Source organism: Paenibacillus sp. 7523-1 (assembly GCF_002276415.1).
GTDB classification, from domain to species: domain Bacteria; phylum Bacillota; class Bacilli; order Paenibacillales; family Paenibacillaceae; genus Paenibacillus; species Paenibacillus illinoisensis_A.
This window is the reverse complement of record NZ_NPBR01000012.1, coordinates 39,927-63,513: the sequence shown is the minus strand read 5'-3', so window position 1 is coordinate 63,513 and position 23,587 is coordinate 39,927. Positions and strand designations below refer to the sequence as shown.

Annotated in this window: 19 protein-coding genes; 14 read left to right on the top strand and 5 right to left on the bottom strand. The window is 48.7% G+C overall.

Features of this window, described 5'->3' with window-relative positions; genetic code table 11:
• Positions 1-177: 177 nt before the first annotated feature.
• The 5 genes from argB to argH all read left to right on the top strand — a co-directional run bounded on the left by argB (position 178) and on the right by argH (position 6,679).
• Positions 178-1,017 carry an acetylglutamate kinase gene (gene argB / locus CHH60_RS15015; RefSeq protein ID WP_095359910.1) on the top strand — a complete coding sequence of 280 codons (840 nt, stop codon included), beginning with the start codon at positions 178-180 and terminating at the stop codon, positions 1,015-1,017.
• 203 nt (positions 1,018-1,220) lie between these two features.
• Positions 1,221-2,477: an aspartate aminotransferase family protein gene (locus tag CHH60_RS15010; protein ID WP_095359909.1), complete on the top strand. Its 1,257-nt coding sequence runs from the start codon at positions 1,221-1,223 to the stop codon at positions 2,475-2,477.
• A 206-nt stretch (positions 2,478-2,683) separates the two neighbouring features.
• A complete protein-coding gene (argF, locus tag CHH60_RS15005; protein ID WP_095359908.1) occupies positions 2,684-3,649 on the top strand; it encodes an ornithine carbamoyltransferase in 966 nt (321 codons plus the stop codon).
• Between the two features lie 282 nt (positions 3,650-3,931).
• Entirely contained in the window at positions 3,932-5,167 is a 1,236-nt protein-coding gene (locus CHH60_RS15000) for an argininosuccinate synthase (RefSeq protein WP_095291411.1), read from the top strand.
• A gap of 108 nt (positions 5,168-5,275) precedes the next feature.
• Positions 5,276-6,679, top strand: coding sequence for an argininosuccinate lyase (gene argH / locus CHH60_RS14995; RefSeq protein WP_095359907.1), 1,404 nt, complete (start codon positions 5,276-5,278; stop codon positions 6,677-6,679).
• 576 nt (positions 6,680-7,255) lie between these two features.
• Here the strand turns inward: argH and CHH60_RS14985 are convergent.
• Both CHH60_RS14985 and CHH60_RS14980 read right to left on the bottom strand, forming a co-directional pair.
• Positions 7,256-8,353 (bottom strand): HD-GYP domain-containing protein, encoded by a 1,098-nt coding sequence (locus CHH60_RS14985; RefSeq protein WP_095359905.1) that lies wholly within the window; start codon positions 8,351-8,353, stop codon positions 7,256-7,258.
• A gap of 454 nt (positions 8,354-8,807) precedes the next feature.
• Complete coding sequence (locus tag CHH60_RS14980; protein WP_095359904.1) at positions 8,808-9,596, bottom strand: alpha/beta hydrolase; 789 nt, start codon at positions 9,594-9,596, stop codon at positions 8,808-8,810.
• A 295-nt stretch (positions 9,597-9,891) separates the two neighbouring features.
• On the opposite strand from CHH60_RS14980, the gene CHH60_RS14975 reads away from it, so the two are divergent.
• The 4 genes from CHH60_RS14975 to CHH60_RS14960 all read left to right on the top strand — a co-directional run bounded on the left by CHH60_RS14975 (position 9,892) and on the right by CHH60_RS14960 (position 13,619).
• The gene (locus tag CHH60_RS14975) at positions 9,892-10,515 is read left to right on the top strand and encodes a YhbD family protein (protein ID WP_095359903.1); all 624 of its coding nucleotides are present in this window, start codon (positions 9,892-9,894) and stop codon (positions 10,513-10,515) included.
• A 14-nt stretch (positions 10,516-10,529) separates the two neighbouring features.
• A complete protein-coding gene (locus CHH60_RS14970) occupies positions 10,530-11,255 on the top strand; it encodes a polymer-forming cytoskeletal protein (RefSeq protein ID WP_176476073.1) in 726 nt (241 codons plus the stop codon).
• Positions 11,256-11,288: 33 nt separating this feature from the next.
• Entirely contained in the window at positions 11,289-11,981 is a 693-nt protein-coding gene (locus tag CHH60_RS14965) for a hypothetical protein (protein WP_141236953.1), read from the top strand.
• A gap of 72 nt (positions 11,982-12,053) precedes the next feature.
• Complete coding sequence (locus CHH60_RS14960) at positions 12,054-13,619, top strand: MDR family MFS transporter (protein ID WP_095359900.1); 1,566 nt, start codon at positions 12,054-12,056, stop codon at positions 13,617-13,619.
• A 79-nt stretch (positions 13,620-13,698) separates the two neighbouring features.
• On the opposite strand, the gene CHH60_RS14955 is transcribed toward CHH60_RS14960, so the two are convergent.
• Entirely contained in the window at positions 13,699-15,129 is a 1,431-nt protein-coding gene (locus tag CHH60_RS14955; RefSeq protein WP_095359899.1) for a VanW family protein, read from the bottom strand.
• 253 nt (positions 15,130-15,382) lie between these two features.
• Between CHH60_RS14955 and ftsE the strand changes: the two genes are divergently transcribed.
• The 5 genes from ftsE to CHH60_RS14930 all read left to right on the top strand — a co-directional run bounded on the left by ftsE (position 15,383) and on the right by CHH60_RS14930 (position 21,436).
• Positions 15,383-16,069 (top strand): cell division ATP-binding protein FtsE, encoded by a 687-nt coding sequence (ftsE, locus tag CHH60_RS14950; RefSeq protein ID WP_095291427.1) that lies wholly within the window; start codon positions 15,383-15,385, stop codon positions 16,067-16,069.
• On the top strand, positions 16,059-16,976 hold the full coding sequence (ftsX, locus tag CHH60_RS14945; RefSeq protein ID WP_095359898.1) for a permease-like cell division protein FtsX: 918 nt from the start codon (positions 16,059-16,061) through the stop codon (positions 16,974-16,976). The genes ftsE and ftsX overlap by 11 nt, the downstream gene beginning before the upstream one ends.
• Before the next feature lie 186 nt (positions 16,977-17,162).
• Positions 17,163-18,440 (top strand): murein hydrolase activator EnvC family protein, encoded by a 1,278-nt coding sequence (locus CHH60_RS14940; protein WP_095359897.1) that lies wholly within the window; start codon positions 17,163-17,165, stop codon positions 18,438-18,440.
• A gap of 133 nt (positions 18,441-18,573) precedes the next feature.
• Complete coding sequence (locus tag CHH60_RS14935) at positions 18,574-20,025, top strand: S41 family peptidase (protein ID WP_095359896.1); 1,452 nt, start codon at positions 18,574-18,576, stop codon at positions 20,023-20,025.
• 85 nt (positions 20,026-20,110) lie between these two features.
• Positions 20,111-21,436: a PDZ domain-containing protein gene (locus tag CHH60_RS14930; RefSeq protein ID WP_095359895.1), complete on the top strand. Its 1,326-nt coding sequence runs from the start codon at positions 20,111-20,113 to the stop codon at positions 21,434-21,436.
• A 59-nt stretch (positions 21,437-21,495) separates the two neighbouring features.
• Here CHH60_RS14930 and CHH60_RS14925 read toward each other — a convergent pair whose 3' ends face one another.
• Together CHH60_RS14925 and CHH60_RS14920 are read right to left on the bottom strand one after the other, a co-directional pair.
• Positions 21,496-22,179, bottom strand: coding sequence for a response regulator (locus CHH60_RS14925; RefSeq protein ID WP_441339395.1), 684 nt, complete (start codon positions 22,177-22,179; stop codon positions 21,496-21,498).
• A gap of 32 nt (positions 22,180-22,211) precedes the next feature.
• The gene (locus tag CHH60_RS14920; protein WP_095359893.1) at positions 22,212-23,477 is read right to left on the bottom strand and encodes a sensor histidine kinase; all 1,266 of its coding nucleotides are present in this window, start codon (positions 23,475-23,477) and stop codon (positions 22,212-22,214) included.
• Between the last annotated feature and the right edge of the window lie 110 nt (positions 23,478-23,587).

Genomic DNA, 23,587 nt, shown 5'->3' with positions numbered 1-23,587 from the left:
AGAGGGCAGCACCAATCTTTAGAAGCGAAGCGCTCGCCTTTATCCCCGGATTTACCCTTTAGAAAAGGGATCAAAAAATCTGGGGATAACAGCGATCGGAAGATGGTGCTGCAATCGGAGTGGCAAATGTAAAAGGTTGATTTTATATAGAACGAGAACACGAAGGGAGTGCTCCTCATGAATTCAACATTACAAAATGAGAGTGCCGGAGTAGAAAAAGGTGCAGAGAAGCAGACGTTTGTCATGAAATGCGGAGGCAGCACGCTCGCGGCATTGCCTGAATCTTTTTTTGCGGATTTGCGAGACTTGCAGTCCCAGGGAACTCAGCCCGTCATCGTGCATGGTGGAGGTCCGGCAATATCGGAGAATCTGGCGAAGCTGGGCATTGAAACCGAGTTCGTGAATGGACTCCGCAAAACAACGGAACCCGTGCTGGATGTCGTGGAGATGGTGCTGGCCGGGAGTATCAACAAACAGATCGTACGCCTGATAGAGCGCGTCGGAGGACATGCGCTGGGCTTGTCCGGCGTAGACGGTGGACTAATCCAAGCCAAACCTGTGGCGAATCATGCAGAGATCGGCTGGGTTGGAGACGTAACAGGCGTTCAAGCAGAAATCATTCAAGGCATAGTGAACATGGGATATATGCCGGTGATTGCGCCGGTGGGCGTGGATGCAACCGGACAACGGTATAATATCAATGCAGATACAGCCGCAGGAGCGGTAGCTTCCCACCTCGGTGTAAGCCGGATGATTGTTGTGACGGATGTACCTGGAATTATGAAGACCGTTAACGGGGCGAAAAAAGTTCTGCCATCAGTCTCTGTACAAGAGATCGAGGACATGATTCAAACCGGAGAAATCTACGGCGGCATGATCCCTAAGGTGCGCGCAGCGATTGCTTGCATTCATGGCAAAGTACGCGAGGTTATTATCGTGGACGGAAGCGAGCCACAAATCTTGAGCCGCGTGCTGAAGGGTGAAACGATCGGAACCCGAATTATCCGCATGCAATAAGGGGTTTATTTTAGATAAGTAAAAAAGTGCACAAAACGAAGGGGACAGAAAAGGCCTAAAGAAGCGAAGCGCTCGCGTTTATCCCCGGATTTTAACCTTTAAAAAAGGGAATCAAAAAATCCGGGGATAACAGCGATCGGAAGGCCGTTCTGTCACCGGAGTGGTAGGTGCACTCAAAAAAAGGAATAGGAGTGTGAAAGGTGATGGCAAAAGGCAATGAACAGCCAGGTTCTGGCACAGCAGTAGCGGGAGCAGCAGCAACAGGTGCAGCGGCACAGACGGAAAGCTCTCTTTTCCAAACGTATGCGCGTTATCCAATCAGTCTGGTCAAGGGTAAAGGCAGCTGGTTATGGGATGATCAGGGCAACCGTTATCTCGACTTCATGTGCGGACTCGCTGTAACGAGCCTTGGCCATGCACCGGAGAAAGTGGGAGCCAAGCTGAAAGCTCAGATCGATGAGCTATGGCATGTCTCCAACCTGTTCCAGATTCCGGGCCAGGAGAAAGCAGCCGCGTTGCTGACAGCCAATACATGTGCTGATGCGGTGTTCTTCTGCAACAGTGGCGCGGAAGCCAATGAGGCAGCCATTAAGGTCGCACGTCGTTATCACCAGAAGGTGAAAGGGAACGACCGTTATGAAGTGATTACGTTTGCCCAGTCCTTTCACGGACGGACACTCGCAACACTGACAGCAACAGGGCAGGATAAGGTGAAAGAAGGATTTTTGCCATTGCCAGCCGGATTCGTTACTGTCCCTTTGCATGATATTGCAGCATTGGAAGCGGCGATTGGCCCTAAAACAGCAGCGATTATGCTGGAAATGGTTCAAGCCGAAGGTGGCGTATATCCGGTCGAACCGGAATTCGTCAAGCATGTGCGGAAACTTTGTGACGAGCATGGCCTCTTATTGATTGTAGACGAAGTACAGACTGGAATGGGACGTACAGGCAAGCTGTTTGCACATGAACACTATGGCATAGAGCCAGATGTGTTTACGGTAGCCAAAGGGATCGGTAGCGGCTTCCCGGTAGGAGCGATGCTGGGTAAAGGTTTCCTGCGGGATGCGTTTACGCCAGGCAGCCATGCAACGACATTCGGGGGTACGCCACTAGCTTCGTCCGTGGTGATTGCCACGATTGAAACGATGTTGGAAGATCGCTTGCCTGAGCGCGCTGCTGAGATGGGTGACTATCTGATGAGCTCCCTGCGGAAGCGTTTGGCAGGCCATTCATTTGTGAAGGAAGTTCGCGGATTGGGGCTTCTGGTCGGAATCGAATGTGCAGAGCCAGTAGGCGATATCGTTTTGGCAGGACAGAAACGTGGCATCTTGTTCGTCAACGCAGGACCGAATGTCATTCGTCTGCTTCCGAATCTGTATGTGAGCAAGGAAGAGATCGATGAAGCGGTATCCCTGGTGGCAACGTTGATTGAAGAACACGTAGCAGCGAAGAAGGCTTAAAATAATCCATTTAGACAAAATGAAAAGCATGCTGTACTGGGGCCTCGCATGGCCCCGGCGCAGAACTAGATGATGAATCCCTGTAGCCGCGCGGAGAACCTGCGGAAGATAAAGTAAGCCAAGGCTGCCTGAGAATGCGCTGCCACGGCTGCTCTCTTCTGCCCGAGCGGGTGCAGGGAACCGGATATAAGGAGGACAACATTCACATGACAGCACAACAAACGGAGAAAATCCAGAAGATTGATCTTAGAGGCCGTGACTTTATTGAGTTTACCGATTACACAGCCGAAGAGATCCGCTACTTGCTGGACTTGGCCATTGAGATCAAAGGCAAGCAAAAAAACGGCGTAGCCTATCAGCCGCTGAAAGGCAAAACGATTGGACTTATTTTTGAAAAATCATCCACACGTACGCGTGTATCCTTCGAAGTAGGCATGTTCCAGCTGGGTGGACACGCACTCTTCCTGAGCAAAAACGATATCCAGCTTGGTCGCGGGGAAACAACGCATGATACAGCTAAAGTATTGTCTCGCTACCTGGATGGCATCATGATTCGTACCTTTGGACACCATAATGTAACTGAATTGGCGGAGCATGCCGATATCCCGGTTATTAACGGCCTGAGCGATGCCGCTCATCCGTGCCAAGTACTGGCGGACTTCCAAACGGTACTGGAGCACAAAGGCAAACTGGCTGGCCTGAAAATGGCTTATGTCGGTGATGGTAACAACATGGCACACTCTCTCATGCTGGGTGCAGCGAAGATGGGCATGCATGTTGCTGTAGCGACGCCAAAAGGGTATGAGCCGGATAGCGCAGTGGTAGAGCAGGCGCGCAGCATTGCGAAGGAAAGTGGTTCTGAAGTGACTGTGACGTACAGTGCTCAGGAAGCTGTGAAGGATGCGGATATCGTTTATACCGATGTATGGGCAAGCATGGGTTTTGAAGAGGAGCAAAAGGTTCGTGAGCAGGCTTTTGCTGCGTACCAGGTCGATGAGGAACTGATGAAAGGCGCGAAGCCAGATTACATGTTCCTGCATTGTCTGCCGGCACACCGCGGAGAAGAAGTAAGTGCGGGCGTCATTGATGGACCGAACTCCCTGATCTTTGATCAGGCAGAGAACCGGCTGCATGCACAAAAGGCTTTGATGGCCGCGTTAATGAGCGAATAGCCGCTGTTTGCCTAAATGAGTTGATTTTAGGCGCAGGGTTAGCGATGATAGATTCATCTATTTATATTCTAAAATAAGATAAATTGGTGCATTCACAAAAACGGAGAGACAGAAAAGACCTGAAGAAACGAAGTGTTCGCCTTTATCCCCGGATTTTACCCTTTAAGAAGGGATCAAAAAATCTGGTGATAAGAGCGATCGGAAGGTTTTCTGGCTCGTAGTTTTAACAGATGCATAGCTTGTTAACTTATTGGCAATTGAATTTGGGGAGGACCAACGAACATGGCTAAGGAAAAAATTGTACTCGCCTATTCCGGCGGGTTGGACACATCTGTAATTTTGAAATGGCTGAAAGAAACCTATGATGCAGAGATTATCGCATTTACTGCAGATATCGGACAAAAGGATGAGCTGGACGGTCTCGAAGAAAAAGCACTCGCTACCGGCGCTTCCAAAGTATATATCGACGATCTGCGCGACGAGTTCGCCAAAGACTTCATCTACCCGATGTTCCAAGCGGGTGCTCTGTATGAAGGACAATACCTGCTCGGCACAAGTATTGCTCGTCCGCTAATCGCGAAACGTATGGTCGACATCGCTCGTGCAGAAGGCGCTACTGCAATCGCTCACGGCGCTACTGGTAAAGGAAATGACCAGGTTCGTTTCGAATTGAACGCAGCTGCGCTGACACCGGACGTTCAAGTGATTGCGCCATGGCGTTTGGAAGAATTCCGCAACCAGTTCCCGGGACGTGCCGAGATGATTGCTTATGCAGAGAAACACGGTATTCCGGTAACGGCATCTGCTGCTAAGCCTTACTCCACAGACCGTAACCTGCTGCATATCAGCTATGAGAGCGGTGTGCTTGAAGATCCTTGGTTTGACCCAAGCACGGACGAGAACAAAGACATGTTCCTGCTCAGCAACGCACCGGAAGATGCACCCGATCAAGCGGAATACGTTGAACTGGAATTCGAACAAGGCAACTGCGTAGCACTCAATGGCGAGCGTTTGAGCCCACTTCAAGTGATGGAGCAGTTGAACGAACTGGGTGGCAAGCACGGCATTGGTCGTGTCGACATGGTTGAAAACCGTTTTGTTGGCATGAAGAGCCGCGGCGTATACGAGACACCAGGTGGAACGATCCTGTTTACGGCACATCGTAAAATGGAATCCATCACCATGGACCGTGAAGTGATGAACCTGCGTGATAGTCTGATCACCCGTTACAGCACACTCGTGTATAACGGCTTCTGGTTTGCACCGGAACGTCTGGCACTGCAAGCGCTGGTAAGCGAAAGCCAGAAAAACGTAACAGGTACCGTACGTGTAAAACTGTACAAAGGCAACATCATTGGCGCAGGCGTGAAAAGCCCTGTCAGCCTGTACAACCCGGACATTGCTACGATGGAAGCTGATCCAACACAAGCGTATGATCAAGGGGATGCAACCGGCTTTATCCGCTTGAACGCCCTGCGTCTGAAAGTTAATTCCGGCGTGGAACAAAACAAGAAATAATACTTTGAAATAGCCTCATATCATGACCAATATAACTTTACAGGGCAGGCCGTTCTTGCACATCGGGCAGGGGCGGCTTTGTCCATGAACGAAAGGGGAGAACTCACCGTGAGCAAGCTGTGGGGAGGACGTTTTACCAAACAAACCAATCATCTGGTTGAGGAATACACGGCATCAATCAACTTTGACAAAGCTTTGGCTGAGGAAGATATTCAGGGCAGTCTCGCCCATGTTACCATGCTGGGCAAATGCGGTATTTTGCCTGCGGAAGATGTGGAGACGATCAAGGAAGGTTTGATTATAGTACTGCACAAAATCCGTGCAGGCGAAGTGGAATTCTCCGTTTCGGATGAAGACATCCACATGAACATTGAGAAAAACCTGATCGAAACCATTGGCCCTGTCGGTGGCAAATTGCACACAGGTCGCAGCCGGAATGACCAAGTCGCAACAGACATGCACTTGTACCTGCGTGAGCGTGTAGTTGGTTTTGTCGGCATGCTGCATGCGCTGCAGGAGGCGTTGATCGGACAGGCCAAGGACAATCTGGATACAATCGTACCAGGCTATACCCATCTTCAACGTGCACAACCAATTCTGTTCGCACATCACCTGATGGCGTATGTCTCCATGTTCCAACGGGATGCAGAGCGTCTGATGGACAGCTATAAACGGATTAACGTTCTGCCGCTGGGTGCAGGTGCACTTGCAGGAACAACATTCCCGATTGACCGCCACTTCGTGGCCGAGCAGCTCGGCTTCGACGGTGTGTACGAGAACAGTCTGGATGCGGTTAGTGATCGCGACTTTATCGTGGAGTTCCTGGCAGCTGCTTCCCTCATCATGACTCACCTGTCCCGTCTGAGTGAAGAACTGGTGCTGTGGAGCAGTACCGAGTTTGGTTTTGTTGAGCTGGACGATGCGTTCTGCACAGGCAGCAGCATTATGCCGCAGAAAAAGAATCCGGATGTACCGGAGCTTGTTCGTGGTAAAACCGGACGTGTATACGGCAACTTGATCGGTTTACTGACCGTTTTGAAATCTCTTCCTTTGGCTTACAACAAAGACATGCAGGAAGACAAGGAGGGCATGTTCGACACAGTTGCTACGCTCGAAGGCGCACTGCAATTGTTCGCACCGATGATTGCGACAATGAAAGTGAACAAGGACCGGATGCGTCAAGCAGTGAACCAGGACTTCTCCAACGCTACGGATATTGCTGACTTCCTCGTCGGCGAAGGTTTGCCATTCCGTCAGGCGCATGAAGTTATCGGTAAAACGGTGCTGTACTGCATCCAGAACGGCAAGTATTTGCTGGATCTGAGCATGGATGAGTTCCGTCAGTTCTCCCCGCTGTTCGACGACCGCATCTACGATGTGCTCCAACCGGAAGCGGTGGTTAACGCACGTAACGTATATGGTGGTACAGCTTCCGGACAAGTGGCTGAAGCCATTGGACGCAGTGAAAAGGTGCTGGAAATTACGGTGCAATGGATCACTAGCCGCGGCTAACGGTACCGCTGCTATACATTGTTTATAAGGAAGGAACGTCTTCTTAAAACCCCTCAGGTCTGGAGTGGGTAAGAGATTCTTATATGAACTCTTACCGCAAGACCTGAGGGGCTTTTTTTCATTTCAGAAGATTATAAACTCGTGTTTAAACTGAAGTTCCAGCAGAAAGGTGCATTTATCTATGTATGGTTAGGAAGGGAAGAGTGGGCTAGTATCTGTCATTCCAGGGTAATGAATATTTAGAATTTGTGCTAAATCCTTTAGTGACTTTTGAGCTGTGTGTTATATTCCTTTCCGAATTCTTGGATCTTTCAGACTCAGATAGCTCCATTAACAAGGTTTTTAGCGTGTTAAACGTTTGAAGTCCAATGTACTTCAGAAGCCGTATCTCCTTTTCACTAGCGTTAACAATGTCTTCAATGCAATCATAACCGTTCCTTCGCAGAATGTTGATTAACTTTTTTATTGTGTTTTCAGGAAACAATTCAGCATCAGCAACTTCCAACAGACATGAAATATCCCTGGATAGGGTTTTGTCATCTAACGATAATCGATCTCCTAATGTCACCATTTTCATCACCCGATGATTTCCTTTACAGTTATGGCTGTTGTTTTAGTGAGATCAAGGAAATCTTGATTCTCTAGCGCGATTAAAGGGCGAGTAGGATAATTTCTATCGACGAGTACGATCTTACCTTGTCTCCCATCGGATAACAAAACTTCACAACCTAGTTGGGATGCCATTAATGATTCCAAAAAGGTTAACCCAATCTGGGACTCCAGACGATTATCCATAATTTCTTCGTGAATCATATTAACAACATTGAAGAAGGGGTGGGCTTCTCTGTATGGACGAGGGGATATCATGGCCATATAAATATCAGCAAGAGCAACTATTTTGCTCAGAGGGTCGATCTGATCACCTTTTAAACGATGCGGATAACCACTGCCATCTTCTCTCTCATGATGCTCCAGTGCAACCAGTGCTACACGAGGACTTGCCATGGAGTTCTTCAACATATCATGTCCCCAGATCGTATGCTGTTTCATGATTTCATACTCGTTTGCATTGAATCTGGACGTTTTGTTCACTAAATCCGAAGGAAGTTTGGTTGAACCAATATCATATAGAGTTGCTGCAGTAGTCAATGTCTTTAATTCCTGTTCGTCCAAGCGAAGTTGTTTCCCCAGCTTGGTTGCAATGAATGCAACTCCCATGTTGTGGGTATAGCGAAAATCCCGTGTTCCCTTTAGCTCTGAAAGGAGTCGGAACAAGCTTGCTGAATTCGATGTGTCCATGATAACCGAAGTTAATTTATCCTCAACTTCTCCAATATCCACTGTTCCGGTTAGTTCGAGGCTGTTTTTCATTCCTTTAAGATAGGACTCCGTTTGCTGAATAAGCTCTTTAGTTGGGATAGAAGGAAAATGAATACGTGGCTGATCGATATTGTCTTGGTTGTGCGTATGTACCTGATCATTCGTTTCCTCATCCACTTCGTTAACTCCCAATGCCGACTCTACATCCAGAATATGAATGTTAAATTTTTTTAGTTTGTCGATATGTTCAGGAAGCAGAAGGGTACCCTTAGCTATTAGAAGAACGCCTCTAACATCCGTAATATTTTGTTTCAAATGTTTCCCTACTAAGTCATCGTAATCTTTAAACTCCATGCAGACTTCCCCCGATTTTTATGTATTATATGTATGTGCTTCTCACATCTATAGAAAAGATAGAGATGTTAAATAACCTAAATATAGAGTATGTAGTAACTTTATTCGGTTTAATTTTATTAGTTAATATGGCTCATCTTATATCTTCGTCATAATCACATTTTTATGTTATGGTACTTTCGGTACATTTAACAACGAGAATCAATTGATACTAATTACTCACTTAAACCAAATGTATGAGACGTTAGGAGGATGGGTTCGTGTCGTGTAGTTCTGGTGTCTTGTATATTTCAAGCCAAATACCCGCTTCCTTTAGTAAGAAAAGCGGGTAAGCACATTAAGAATATTAAATCTAGAATATACGTTTTTGTTTAGTGGAAATTAAAGAGATTATGAGTGCATGTAAGCCAGTAAATCCTCTTACTTTCTTTCAATGCTCCAAGCGTGCTTCCCATTAGTTCCGTTCAGGCAGTGGCAGCCATCGCAGCACATTCTGAATCTTCTCATCCCAGTATGCCCAGTCATGTCCGCCAGGTTCTTCTTCATAGGTCAACTGAAAATCGGTCTGTGCACAAGCCTCACGGAAAGATTGGTTCTCTTCATACAAGAAATCTTCCGTGCCACAGCATTGATAGAGAAGTGGACGTGGCCCTTGGCTTGTCTGACTTTCTTTTAGCAAATGAAGCAGGTCATTCTCCGAGCCCTTGATCTCTGGTCCGAAGATGCGCTCCATTTCGGTCTGCTGCAGTGCAGAGAGAATTTTGTTATCCATATGTGCAGCCATATCGAGAGCCCCCGATAAGCTTGCTGCTGCGGCATATTGATCCGGTTTGCGCAGGGCCAGTTTGAATGCCCCGTAACCACCCATGGACAAGCCGGCAACGTAGTTGTCTTCCCGTTTGGAAGACAGCGGGAAGAAGGAGCGTGCCAGGGCAGGCAGCTCTTCACTGATGAACGTCCAGTAACGTCCGCCTTCGGCCATATCCGTATAGAAGCTGCGATGCACTTGCGGCATGACAACAGCGATTCCGAGGTTTGCCACATAACGTTCAATAGATGTCCGGCGCAGCCAGATGGAATCATCATCCGATAGGCCATGCAGCAAATACAGCGTAGGATGAAGTCCTTTGCCCGAAACGTTATCCATCCCAATCTGATTATGGGTCTGTTGTGGCAGAATAACATGCATGCTCGTACTGAGTCCTAGCGTGTCGGAGTAAAAATCACATTTAATGAGTGCCATCTCTACAAAGTAACCCCTTTCATGAATTCATTAACTGAATGTTCCGACCTGAGTTGAATGCGGTCCCAGTTAATGGCTCCTTCGTTTCTATCACACAGGTTATACCCAAACCCCGTCCATTGCAACAACAACATTCATAGCTAAAGAAAGTGATGTTTTAACTAGGATCGGCAGCGATCAAAAAAAGTTAAATAGGTAGCGGTTAATTGAGCTCCATGTTGAGCAAAATGATTTCTATACTTCACAACGTAACAATGTTATGTTACACTGACTTCAACACAAAGGGGGACCATATATGACGGATGAGTTGATCTCCAAAAAAGACTTGCTGGACCTTACAGGGATTTCCTATGGTCAGTTATACCGCTGGAAGCGGAAAAACCTTATTCCGGAAGAATGGTTTATTCGGAAGTCTTCATACACAGGGCAAGAAACTTTTTTTCCTAAAAAACAGATGCTGACACGTATCGATAAGATCCTCAATATGAAGGATGGTTTATCACTAGATGAGCTGGCAGACGTATTTTCGCCCACACTGGGTGAGGTTGAAATGTCTGCGGAGCAATTAATGGACCGAAACATTGTTTCATTGCCTTCGCTTGAATTGGTAAGAGAGGCAGGACGGGAACAACCCATGTATGCCTTGGAGCAGATTATGATGCTCTATGTCCTTGAGAAGTTGTTACTTAGCGGAGAAATCACCCGTCAGGAGGGCTCATTGCTGATAGATGTCATGTCTGAGCATTATTATCGTTTTGCAAACAGAGCAAGTGAGCTGCTGCTTATTCGCAAGATGGGCGTACCGACATTCATGCTTACTGGTTCAGGATCAGAGCTTTATTTTGATCAGGGCGTCAAAGTGGTACTGAGACTTCCGCTGGGCACGTATATGGAAGAGCTGAAACTTAAATTGGGATAAAGGGGAGAATGGACATGGAAGAACGTCATTTGAGAAATGATCTGAATGTATCAGGCTTGAGCCAAACACCAGGTGGAGCTTTTCACCGGGTTTCCATTGATGGCATGGCTAAAGTAAACGGCAATCTGGATTGTACCTCCTTGAGTGTGAATGGGACATTGAAGATGCATGGAGCCTTAAGTGCGGAAAGTGCAACCATTAACGGCATGTGCACGCTGAACGGCCCCCTGAACAGTTCCCGTGTTCGTGTGGATGGACTGACAACCATTCATGGAAACCTCATTAGTCCTGAGCTTGAAGTAAACGGCAAGTGTACCGTACGTGGACGAGTGGATGGAGAACGCATCGATATTGGCGGCATGATCACGATTGATGGTGACGTACAATGTGAGTCCCTGAACGTCCAGGGCAACATCAAAATTAGTGGCTTCCTGAATGCAGGATCCGTTGAGATCAAGCTGCATACGTCTTCTTCAGCCAAAGAGATTGGCGGAGAACGTATTGATATTCGTCGAAAGGAACAAAGTGGCTTTTGGAAAAGTATCGGTCTGGGCGGTACACCCTCCTTCAAAACATCCTTAATTGAAGGGGATGAGATCGTATTGGAAGATACGGAAGCTGATATTGTTCGTGGAAGCAAAGTATATATCGGCCGTGGCTGCAGCATCAGGCTTGTTGAATACTCAGGCGAGCTTGAGATTGATCCAGATGCCAAGGTGGGCAGCAGCCAGCGCATTTAAGTGGGATTTATAGAGAAAGGAATGGGATGCGTCTTGAATAACCATAACGTTAGTCCATTAGACAAGAGAAATGACATCAGCATTATCGGTGAAGGAAGCTCCGCTGGCGGTGTGTACGGCAAGGTCAAGGTTGTAGGAGACTCCTCCTTTAACAATGATTTATATTGTGATCAATTCAAATGTACGGGTACGTCGGTCATCTACGGATCTCTTGAATCAGACGATATTAAAATTACGGGAACCCTTACCCTAACAGAACGAGCTGTCGGCCCTGAAGATGAGAGTGGGAGTGGCGTATCCGGCTTACATGCAAAAGCTGAAAAAATGAAAGTGGTAGGTGAGTTTCATCTACCGGGTGACTGCCAGGCGGAGAATCTCAAACTCAATGGTCGTTTTACGGTCGGAGGTATGCTTACCGCAGAACAAATGATACTTAAAATTATGGGTCCGTCTGAAGCCAGGGAAATTGGCGGTTCAATCATCTCTGTGAAAAGCGGCCGGGGGAAGCTGCTTGAAGGTTTGTTCTCGAGTAATCAATCGATTCTCAAGGCAAACATGATTGAAGGAGATGACATTGAGTTAGAGAACACGGTAGCCGAGGTTGTCCGGGGAGATAAAATAAAAATTGGCCCAGGCTGCCGAATTGGTACAGTTGAATACCGTTCTTCGCTGCAGATCCATTCACAATCCGAAGTTTTGGTTCAGCGCAATCGGTCCATGGACTGATTATTGGAGGAAGCTTTTCGGATATACTATTTCAGTCATATGAATAGAGCGTGAATGGAGAGATTGAGTACAATGGTTGCACGTAAAAACAGTATTGGATTGGTGCTGGCAGGGCTGCTGCTCAGCATACTGATGGCTTCGATGGATAACACCATCGTGGCAACGGCGATGGGAGATATCGTCGGGAAGCTGGGTGGCCTCGACAAATTCGTTTGGGTTACTTCAGCTTACATGGTGGCCGAGATGGCAGGCATGCCGATCTTCGGTAAATTGTCCGACATGTATGGACGGAAGAAGTTTTTTGTATTCGGAATTATCGTGTTTATGCTTGGTTCGGCGTTATGTGGAACAGCAACATCCATTGTGGAGTTGACCATGTACAGAGCCATTCAGGGGATTGGTGCAGGTGCCTTGGTGCCGATTGCATTTACCATCATGTTTGACGTGGTTGCACCGGAAGCGCGAGGCAAGCTGGGCGGATTGTTTGGAGCTGTCTTCGGATTATCCAGCGTATTCGGACCGCTGCTGGGTGCATACATCACACAGTATGCCACATGGGAATGGGTATTTTATATTAACCTGCCGCTCGGACTGATTGCGTTTGTGTTTATTGCGTTTTTCTACAAGGAATCTCACCAGCATCAATCCCAGCAGATTGACTGGCTGGGTGCAGTGACGCTGATTGGTGCTGTCGTATGTCTGATCTTCGGCCTTGAACTGGGTGGCAAAACGTATGCCTGGAACTCGTGGCAAATTCTCGGTTTGTTTGCCGGATTTGCAGTGCTGGCGCTGCTGTTCGTATTTGCCGAATCAAGAGCGAAGGAACCCATTATATCCTTTAACATGTTCCGCAATCGCGTGTACTGGTCCAGCAATGTCATTGCCATGTTCAGTGGTGCGGCATTTATCACGGCGTCGGTGTACATTCCCATCTTCATACAGGGTGTACTCGGGGGTAAAGCGACCAATTCGGGTCTTGTGCTGCTGCCCATGATGCTGGGGTCAGTCGTCACCGCTTCGATGGGCGGGGTGCTGATGACCAAGATCAAATACCGGAACATTATGATCCCGACACTGGCGCTGCTGGTTCTTGGTCTTGGCTTACTGACGACACTGGACGAAAGCTCGTCCCTTTGGACGATCCGTGTATTTATGGTGCTTGTCGGTCTGGGTGTGGGAGCTTCGTTCTCCGTGCTCAGCAATGCGGCCATGAATGCCTTCGAACCGCAGAGACGGGGAGCCGCAAGTTCTACGCTTAACTTTTTGCGGTCGCTCGGGATGACGATGGGGATTACGATCTTTGGAATTGTTCAGAGCCAGGTATTTACGCGCAAAATGAACGATGCCCTAGCCGGTTCTGCTGCAGAAGCAGGCGGTGCGGGAGCTGGAGTACCAGCGGGCGGTATGCCGGAGGGCTTGAATCTGAGTGACCCGCACGCCTTGCTCTCTCCGGAGCTTAGACAGGCAATTCCTCCTCAGGTGCTGGAGGCTATCACTCAAGCATTATCCTCCTCGATCGTTCAGTTGTTTGCCTGGGCGGCCATTCCGGCGGTACTGGCTCTGATTGCTTCTTTCTTTATGGGAAAAGAAAAGATGGTGATCCGCGAGGAACAGGGAGAATACACAGCAGGGCATTAATATGAAGTGAACAACAAAGACACACCATTCTGTCTCCAATGGGAGCAATAGAATGGTGTGTTTTTACTTTTTCCAACTCTTATGGCTGTTTGGTATCACTCACGCCGTCCTCTACAACAGAAGGCTCCTGCGGATCTGGCAGGCTGCTATGACCTGAACGTGCGATAAGGCGATCCTGAGCTTTGTAGGTATCTCGCGAAATGGTTTTGGACTCCACCACTTTGCCATCCACCTTCTTGATACGTACGGTTTCCACAATGTAGCCAGGCTGTCCGTTTTGCAAAACCTGCTGGGCGCCATCCGGCAGCACATTGCTGGATACATACTTTACAGGGGCGCTTAGCGTTTCGATGGTGTGGGATTCGAGCGCGTAGCTGACATTCTCGGGAAAAGTACCAAAAAATTTGACGGTTAATTGGTGATTCTTCACTTCAGCAAGGATCAGCAGGGATTTGCCCGTATTATTCTTGAAACGGAAATTGATAGCGCCAGAAGCAAAAGTGGCGTCCAGTCCTTTTGGCAAATATTTGACGGGTATCGAATGGTTGCGCCGCTCGACAATATCAAGTCCGGTTAACAAGGCTGCATTGTATACGGTGCTGGAAACCTGGCATATGCCTCCGCCAATCCCTGGGGTGAGACGCCCCCTTACAATAACCGGGGCTTCGCGGAAGCCGTATTCCTTCTCGGCATGTCGAATGATCTTTTCATAGTCGAACATGCCGCCAGGCTCCAAAATCATGCCGTTCACGGATTGTGCTGCTGCACTGACATTATGTATGCGTCCTTCCGTGCTGTTGCCAAGCCCTGTGGAGAACTGGATGATCTTCCGCTCAATGCCTTCCTTGCGTAAAGACTCCACCGTGACTTCAGGCTGCTGGGTGTATAGCGGTAGCTGAATTAACATTGAAGCAGGTGTGTTCGCATTGTCCAGCACGGTGAAATCGTGGGGAAGCTTCGCCAGCAGCCTAGCCTCCAGTTCATCCCAGGCGATCCGCCGGACGCCCTTCTCCGGGATGTACTGGATCTTGTCGTTTGTGGTGATCCGCCGGACAGCGTCTGCGGGGGTGCCGAAGGTTTCCTTTTCCCAGTCAGGGCTCAAACGTGTTCTAAGGGATTGGTTATTGTACCGTTGTTCGAGAGGCCATTCCTCCGCAAAATGATAACGGGCATACGCACGCTCCCACACATTCCCTTCCTCCAGCTCATGTACCGCCGCACGAAAGGCGTCCGCACTGTATTCCGCACCGGCTTCGATCGCAGTCATGTTCAGCGTCAGGGGGGGCTCATCCACCTCCAGCGTAACAGGCCAGTCCCCCAGCTTTTTCAAACGTTCGTCCAGTCCCAGAAGCGCCTCGCTCCGATTCACGCCGCCGACCTGCCAGCCGCCAACCTGCACCTTACTCGGCAAAGCGGGCTGATTCACATACATATACAACAATCCGTAGGAAGCGGAGCCGATAAAGAGAATGGAAAACACAACAATGACGGCCAAATGTATTTTTTTCATATCCGTACGCTCCTTTTTACTTCTGATGTTCCGCATTTCGTAACACTTTCTATATATATGATCCAATGCAGGAAAACTTTCGGGTACTCAATAGGTAACAAATTTGTTACAATATATTTTATATGTTTCCATCCCAGAGGATCGAAATAAGGGTAAAATGGATTGCTCCTGATGAAATTCGGGTCTTTTTAAAGGAATTGCCGGGATTGTGTCGAAATGATAATGGCTAACTATGTGAGCAGGAAGTGATGATGTGATAGAAATGCAGGACGTGTGGAAGACCTACGCCAATGGGACCCACGCATTACAAGGGGTGTCGGTGAAGATCGACCGCAATGAATTTGTGTATATCGTCGGTCCGTCCGGCGCAGGTAAATCAACATTTATGAAACTGATGTACAGAGAAGAAATTCCGACCAAAGGACAAATATCCATCAATGGATTTAATATCGGCAAGTTGAAACCACGCAAGATTCCTTATGTGCGCCGCAACATCGGTGTAGTTTTTCAGGACTTCCGTCTCTTGCCCAAGATGACGGCGTTTGAGAACGTGGCTTTTGCCATGGAGGTTATTGAGGCACCGAAGCGTCACATCAAGAAACGGGTCATGGAAGTGCTCGATCTGGTGGGACTGCGCAGCAAGGCGAATCGTGAACCTTCGCAATTGTCCGGAGGGGAACAGCAGCGTATTGCCATCGCACGGGCGATTGTAAACAATCCGTCGGTGATTATCGCGGACGAGCCTACGGGTAACCTTGATCCGGAGACGTCATGGGGCATTATGCAGCTGCTGGACGAGATCAATTTCAGAGGAACGACGATTGTCATGGCAACCCATAACAAGGATATCGTGAACACGATGCGTAAACGGGTTATTGCCATTGAGCGCGGCCAGATTGTACGGGATCAGATGAGAGGGGAATACGGTTATGAATTTTAGTACTCTCTTGCGCCATTTGCGGGAGGGATTCAAAAACGTATTCCGCAACGGCTGGATGTCTGTGGCATCCATCATGTCGATCATCGTGTCACTGCTCATTCTCGGAGTATTCATGCTGCTCGTGCTGAATGTGAACTCCATGGCTAACCAGGTGGACAGCCAGGTGGAGATTAGTACGTTTCTGGAGCTGAATGTGGATGAGAGTCTGCGCAATACGCTGCAGCAGGAGATCAGTGCAATGCCGGAAGTAAGCGAGATTCGTTTTGTCTCCAAGGAAGAGGGGCTCAAGGAGTTCCGCGAACGTCTCGGTGACAGTGCGAATAACGTGCTGGACGGTTTTGACGTGGATAATAATCCGCTGCCGGAGACCATTGAAGTTGAGGTCATTGAACCGGAAACCGTCACTTTTGTGGCGCAAAAAATTGAAGCCCTGAACGAAAAGCACCCGGAGAAGCCGATCATGAAAGTGAACTACGGCAAGGAAACGGTGGACGTGCTGTTCAAATTTACACGCCTTGTGCGGAATATCGGATTTATTTTTGTCGGGGGACTGGCTCTTATGTCTATGTTCCTGATCTCGAATACGATTCGCGTAACGATTCTTGCCCGCCGCCGGGAGATCGGCATCATGAAGCTCGTCGGTGCAACGAATACATTCATTCGCTGGCCTTTCTTTATTGAGGGTGCACTGATTGGATTCATCGGTTCGGTGATTACGGTAGCCGTCCTGTTCTTCGGTTACAGCCGCCTACTGGCTACCATTGGTCAGGATGTATTCATGCAGATGCTTAACCTGATCCCGCTCAGCGACATTTGGTTGCTGTTTGGAACCCTTTTGATCGGACTCGGTATGCTGGTAGGTATTTTGGGAAGTACTCTGTCCATTCGCAAGTCGCTTAACGTTTAATGCTTTATTACTGAAATTGCAGAAATTGTCGAAATAAAATGACAAAGCAGGTTCACAATTGGACGCTGTTTGACGATATGTAGGGAAGACGCACTGTTAATTAGATGGAAGAAAGCATAAGAACATGATGTTCACCACCTGTGCAGGTTGCTTTCTTGTGAATTCATAGGATGGGGGATCACCATTTTGAAAAAAACAGCTTCGCTGCTGGCCTTTACGTTATTGGCCGGATTGACGCTTCAACCTTCGGACGGATATGCCAAGAGTAGCATTAGCGACATAGATCAACAGATTAGCCAGCTGGAGAGCAAGGCGGCTGCGGCCAAACAGGAACAGAAAAAGGCTGCTGCCAACAAGAAGGAAGCCCAGCATTACAAGAACAAAACCAATGCTTATCTGAAGGTTGTCATGGAGCAGATTAATGTTGTCAGTGATGAACTGGCGAACGTTTCCCTGGAAATTGAGAATACGGAAGAAAATCTTCGGACGACGAAAAAAGATCTCCAGGCTGCAGAGGAGCGCATTGTTGCAAGGGAGAAACTGCTGGAATCGCGTGTACGTCTGATGTATACCGATGGAGCAGTATCCTATCTGGATGTGTTGTTATCTTCAACAAGTTTCTCGGATTTCCTGACCCGTGCAGATTCGCTGAAAACCATTGTGGATCAGGACCAGCATCTGCTGGATGAGCACAAAAAGGACAAGCAGCTCGTTGTCGACAAAAAGGCTGAACTGGACAAGCAGTATGCGGAAGCCAAAAGCCTTTATGCACAAAAGAAACAACGTAAAGCCCAGTTAAATGAAAAGGAACAGGAGAAGCAGGTGCTTCTGGCTTCCTATGATGCTAAAATTGAAGAGTCGGAAGAACTGACGCAGGAGCAGGAAGATATGTTGGTTCAGATCGCCAGCAAGCGTTCAGCATTGCTTCAGGAAAAAAACAAACTTCGTGAGCAGCAGGCAGCCGCCGCTGCCAAAGCAAAAGCAGCCGCAGCAGCTCGGGCTGCAGCCGCAGCGAAGGCGCCAACGAAAGTCAGCACAGGCAGTAGTGAAACCACGTATACAGCGGGAAATGGTATCTTCTCCAAACCGGTATCCGGCGGACGCATTTCCTCGCCATTCGGTCGTCGTACACACCCAATTACGGGAGAAGTAGGCAAGATGCACAATGGTACCGATTTTGCTGTACCTGTGGGAACCTCGGTTCATGCAGCATCAGGCGGTATCGTCATCATGGCGGAGTGGTACAGTGGATACGGCTATACTGTTATCGTAGACCATGGTGGCGGACTCTGGACATTGTATGGTCACCTGCGTGAAGGCGGATTTAAGGTAAGTAAGGGAGATACGGTGAGCAAAGGCGACCTTATTGCCGAGTCAGGCAACACAGGTAATTCAACCGGACCTCACTTGCACTTTGAAGTTCGTGAAAATGGTACGCCAGTGAATCCGATGAATTACCTGTAATGGATTGACTGTGAAGGAATGGAAAAGACATATTCCGTACAAGCTAGACATATACTAAGCTGGCATGTTCAGGGAATGGATTCGGGCAAATGGAATCTGACACGCTTCAAAACTAAAGGCGGTGAGCAAACGGATGATGAAGAAAAGATCGGCGCTGCTGCTTGCCATTGTAGCCCTCCTTGGAGGGAGCCTGCTTACGCTGGTACTGATGAGTTATCCCGGTGTGGCCAATCAGACCACTTCGGGTGAAGGCCTGCTGGCCAGTGTAACCGGTAATACGCAGCAGAAGAACGATTTGAAGAAGATTGAAACCGCAATGGATTTGATCTCAAGCAACTACTATAAAGATGTCGATAAGACCAAGCTGATCGATGGTGCGATCAACGGCATGATGGAATCTCTTGGCGATCCATACTCCAACTACATGGGACAGGAAACGGCTGCCCAGTTCGAGGAATCCATTGAAGGATCCTTTACAGGAATTGGGGCCGAGGTATCCTCGCAGGATGGAAACGTCGTTGTCGTTTCCCCGATCAAAGGATCACCTGCCGAGAAAGCAGGCATTCGGGCGAAAGACATGATCATGTCTGTGAACGGCGAATCTCTGCAAGGCCTTGAATTAAACAAGGCTGTTAACAAAATCAGAGGTCCAAAGGGCAGTGAAGCCAAGGTACAAGTGAAGCGTGCCGGTTCTACAGAATTGATTGAATTTACAATTGTGCGTGATGACATTGATCTCGAGACTGTATATGCCCACATGGAGGATAACGGTGTAGGTGTCATTACCATCACCCAATTCTCGCTGAATACCGGAGAACGCTTTAAGGAAGAATTGGCCAGTCTGGAGAAACAGAACATGAAGGGTCTGGTCATTGACGTTCGTAATGATCCGGGCGGCGTACTGCAAGTCGTTATCGACATTGCCGAGCAGTTTGTTCCAAAAGGCAAAGTGATCGTGCAGGTCGAGGACAAAAACGGCAAACGTGAGCAAAGCAAATCGAACGGTTCCAGCAAGTCGTACCCGATTACGGTACTGATGAACAAAGGAAGCGCGAGTGCGTCAGAAATTTTGGCCGGTGCATTGCAGCAGTCTGCTGGCGCAACGCTGGTTGGCGAAAACTCCTTTGGTAAAGGCACGGTACAGACGAGCTATGACAAGCAAATGGGTGATGGCAGCCTATTGAAAATCACCATTGCAAAATGGCTGACTCCGAATGGAGACTGGATTCATGAAAAAGGCATCAAACCGGATATTGCGGTGAACCAGCCGGATTACTTCTCGGTGGCACCGATTAACAAAGAGAAATTACCTTTGAAATATGACAGCAATAGCACGGATGTGAAAAGTGCGCAGACGATGCTGAGAGGACTCGACTTCAAGCCGGATCGTGTAGATGGATACTATGACCAGAAGACGCAAGAAGCGGTCAAAGCATTCCAGAAGCAGAAAGGCATTGAGGCGACCGGCGAGATCGACGAGAAAACCGCTGAATCACTGGAAGCGGCTCTGATTGAACGTATTGCCAATCCTCAATATGATGCACAGCTGAAGCGCGCGATCGAAAATGTCTCAAAGGATATTTAGACCGTCGTGTCGAAGCCATTAAGAAGGCTGATTATCAGCCTTCTTTTTTTCTGAACCGGCTGAAGGAGAGGGGTGACGGGCCATCATGGAATGGGCTTGGCCATGGTTAACAACATTAGGAGAAGCAGTGCTGCAGTTGTTTACTCAGCCGTTTTATTATATTGCGGTCATTTTGATTGCACTGATCTATCATCGTCAATTATTACAGGAACGTAGGTTGTTTCATGTTCGTCTGCAAAGCTCCATCACCCAGACGATCCGTGCCTTACTTGGAGGGATCGTCATTGGTGTCATCGTCTCGGTGGTATCCATCTTCCTAGGGGCGCACCTTACACTTGCCAGTATCATTTGCATATGGGCCGCAACGTTAATTCTGGCATTGTTCCGTATTCGCTATCTGTGCTTCGCCTACGCGGCAGGGCTGCTTGGCGTAGTGCAGTTTGGGCTGAACCTGGCCTCAGGATGGCAGCCGGCGGGATGGATTGGCAGTGTCACGGAGGCATTGCGTGCGCTGGACATGCCTGCTTTACTAGTACTGGCTGCCTTACTGCATCTAGGTGAAGCGATGCTGGTTCGCTTGCAAGGGGTATCCATGGCTTCGCCATTGCTCTTTGAAGGCAAGCGCGGCAAGCTGGTCGGAGGATACCAGCTGCAGCATTTCTGGCCGATCCCGATGCTGATCATGGTACCCGTAACGGGGAGTGGAGCAGAACTCGCTTGGAGTCCTCTCTTGAATGCAGGAGATGGCTATATGCTGATGGCACTTCCGATCCTGCTTGGATTCGGCGAAGTTACGCAGAGTATGCTTCCTGGGCAAAAGGTACAGATATCCGCCAAGCGGCTCTTGCTCTACGGGACAGGCCTGCTTGTGCTCAGTCTCTTGGCGGCGTGGTGGTCACCACTTATGGTGGTTGCCGCTCTGGCAGCATTTATCGGCCATGAATTTCTGGTGTGGTACAGTGGGTTCGAGGAACAGCACCGCAGTCCGGTGTTTGTTCATCCGGTCCATGGCTTGAAGGTGCTTGGCATTATTCCGGATAGCCCTGCTGCAGAGCTGGGCATCGAAGCAGGAGAGACACTCTATAAGGTGAACGGTGTGATGGTAGACTCACCGGAAGAACTGCATCGTGCACTGAGGATGAATCCGGCCTTTTGTAAACTGGAAGTTCGTAACCATCAGGGGGAGAGCAAATTTATGCAGCGGGCCATCTATGAAGGTGAACATCATCAGCTAGGTGTGCTTATGGCTCCGGACAACCATGAAGCTTGGGCAGTGCAGCTGCGTCCGCTGACGTTGTTCCATATCATCACACTCAAATTATTTGCCCGTCGCAAAAATAATCATAATGATGAAGCTCCGCTGGCTCTGCCAGCTCCGGGCGTGAATGAACAAGGATCGGTAGAAATGTAATCAATAAAGGGTACTTCACCGCATGGAAAGCGAGGGAGTACCCTTTGTGCTATGTGAAGCTAATTCTTCAACATAAAGATGGCGATCTGTGTCCGATCACGCAGACTAAGTTTTCCGAGAATTTCGGTGACATAGTTTTTGACGGTACCTTCACTTAGGAATAGTTTAGCCGCAATTTCCTTGTTGGACAGCCCCTCAGATATCGCTTCCGCAACGGCCAGTTCCATTCGTGTCAGACCGTAAGCATCAAGAGGTTGATGTGAATGTGTTTGGGGAGCCGCAGCCGGACGAAGCAGCCCCGCAAGCTTGCGGGCAATATCGGGGTGAATCAGCATATCACCGTTATGTACTGTTTTGATGCCTTGAATAATTCGGTCGGGGGGTACATTTTTGAGTAAATAACCGCTAGCACCGTTCTGCAGAGCCTGGATAATGTATTCGTCGTCATCAAATGTCGTCAGCATCAGTACACGCATGTCAGGGAAGCGGGACTTGATGATACGGGTACCCTCCACGCCATTACAGTCCGGCATGCGGATATCCATCAATACAACGTCGGCAGCGGTTCCTGACTCCAGCAGTTCAAGTGCCTCACGTCCATTGGATGCCGTGCCCGTGACGATAATGCCAGGATCAAGTCCGAGCAGGACCTTCAGGCTCTCGCGAATAAAAGAGTCATCATCCGTGAGAATCAGCCGAATGGGCTGGATTTGTTCAGCTTCCTTATGGTTACTTGGTTCCATTCGTTCAGACATGGGCACCATCACTTCCTTTCTTAGATCAAATCAGCCTTCTTCATCATGGGCAAACGTGTAGTTACGGTGTAAGGATAAGCCTGCCGGATCTCAAGCCGGCCTCCAATGGATTCTGTGCGGAGTCGCATTCCTTCAAGCCCCATTCCCGGTGGGCCCAAATCTGCTTCTGTGCTGCGGTTCGATTGCATGCCCTCAGGCTGGGCTCTTGCCGACTGCTCTGTTCTGATTACTCCATCATTGCTGACGGACATGCAAACCTCAAGTTCCCCGAACTCCACTTCCACCGTAATTGTGCTGGCGTTTCCATGTCTCAGGGCATTGGTCAGCGCTTCTTTGGCATTTTTATATAGTACGATCTGCATGCTCGGATACAGCTCACGGGATGAGCCGCGGACTTCATAACTCGTCTTCACCCCCGTCTCCCTGCCTACCTCTTCCAGAAGAAGATCCAGTGCATAGGCTTCGGATACATACGAACTGGAACGCAGTTTGTGAAGCGTAGAACGCATGTCATCCATGCTTGCCGCCAATTGATCGCGTATTTGTTTCACCATTTCCGTACCTTGTTCGGTATCCAGAGGAAGGGTTAACAGGGCAGCCTCGGACATCATTTTCGTACGAATGAGGCGGTGGCCGATATCGTCATGAAGCTGCCTTGAAATCCGGGTCCGTTCTTCCTCCTGTGCCACTCCCTCAAGCTGCTTCGTAAACAGCAGCAGCTGTGCACGAGCGTCTTGAAGCTCGTAATGTTTACTGCGAAGCTCGTCATATACCTGTTCCAGTTGTCCGCGACTGCTTGCCATTCTGGAACCCTGCCAGGAGAGTGCGGCGGTAAGGACAAGAATCAGGTTTCCCACCATTCTTCCCGCTGTCTCCTCCAGGAAGGGGAATTTTGGCTCGGTAGGAACCGAGGCAAACCAAGGAAGCAGCTCTTGAGGCGGAGTGTATTGCCAATGTAACGCTATATTTGTGGCGACAAGCTGAGCCCCCAACATCAACCAGCGCGATGTCCCTTCAAGTCGATACATATACACATAGAGTATGGATAAGGACAAAAACAACATGAAGTGTCCGTATACAGCAATCAGCCAGCAGCTCCAGAGCATTTCGGCCAGGATGAGCAGCATATACCGAGCACGAGAACGGGCAAAATCCTTGCAGACAGAGAGTCCCAGGGCAATGATGATATACAGCGTATATAAATCATCTCGGTCCAAGGGCTGCATCAAGAGGTACAGGACAGCAGGAACGAGAATTAAACCGTATTGCAGTATGCGCATCGGCATAGGTAAGAAACATCCTTTTTAAATAGAATGGGAAATTACGGGTAATGCACCCCTGATTATAGCACAGCCTGCTTCTTATGCAGGAGATGACTTAAGTCACCTTCATCTTA

Bases quoted from the DNA above. Each gene is read 5' to 3' on its own strand.
- argB (WP_095359910.1), top strand. From the start codon at position 178: ATGAATTCAACATTACAAAATGAGAGTGCCGGAGTAGAAAAAGGTGCA.
- CHH60_RS15010 (WP_095359909.1), top strand. From the start codon at position 1,221: ATGGCAAAAGGCAATGAACAGCCAGGTTCTGGCACAGCAGTAGCGGGA.
- argF (WP_095359908.1), top strand. From the start codon at position 2,684: ATGACAGCACAACAAACGGAGAAAATCCAGAAGATTGATCTTAGAGGC.
- CHH60_RS15000 (WP_095291411.1), top strand. From the start codon at position 3,932: ATGGCTAAGGAAAAAATTGTACTCGCCTATTCCGGCGGGTTGGACACA.
- CHH60_RS14985 (WP_095359905.1), bottom strand. From the start codon at position 8,353: ATGGAGTTTAAAGATTACGATGACTTAGTAGGGAAACATTTGAAACAA.
- CHH60_RS14980 (WP_095359904.1), bottom strand. From the start codon at position 9,596: ATGGCACTCATTAAATGTGATTTTTACTCCGACACGCTAGGACTCAGT.
- CHH60_RS14975 (WP_095359903.1), top strand. From the start codon at position 9,892: ATGACGGATGAGTTGATCTCCAAAAAAGACTTGCTGGACCTTACAGGG.
- CHH60_RS14970 (WP_176476073.1), top strand. From the start codon at position 10,530: ATGGAAGAACGTCATTTGAGAAATGATCTGAATGTATCAGGCTTGAGC.
- CHH60_RS14960 (WP_095359900.1), top strand. From the start codon at position 12,054: ATGGTTGCACGTAAAAACAGTATTGGATTGGTGCTGGCAGGGCTGCTG.
- CHH60_RS14955 (WP_095359899.1), bottom strand. From the start codon at position 15,129: ATGAAAAAAATACATTTGGCCGTCATTGTTGTGTTTTCCATTCTCTTT.
- ftsX (WP_095359898.1), top strand. From the start codon at position 16,059: ATGAATTTTAGTACTCTCTTGCGCCATTTGCGGGAGGGATTCAAAAAC.
- CHH60_RS14935 (WP_095359896.1), top strand. From the start codon at position 18,574: ATGATGAAGAAAAGATCGGCGCTGCTGCTTGCCATTGTAGCCCTCCTT.
- CHH60_RS14930 (WP_095359895.1), top strand. From the start codon at position 20,111: ATGGAATGGGCTTGGCCATGGTTAACAACATTAGGAGAAGCAGTGCTG.
- CHH60_RS14925 (WP_441339395.1), bottom strand. From the start codon at position 22,179: ATGGAACCAAGTAACCATAAGGAAGCTGAACAAATCCAGCCCATTCGG.
- CHH60_RS14920 (WP_095359893.1), bottom strand. From the start codon at position 23,477: ATGCCGATGCGCATACTGCAATACGGTTTAATTCTCGTTCCTGCTGTC.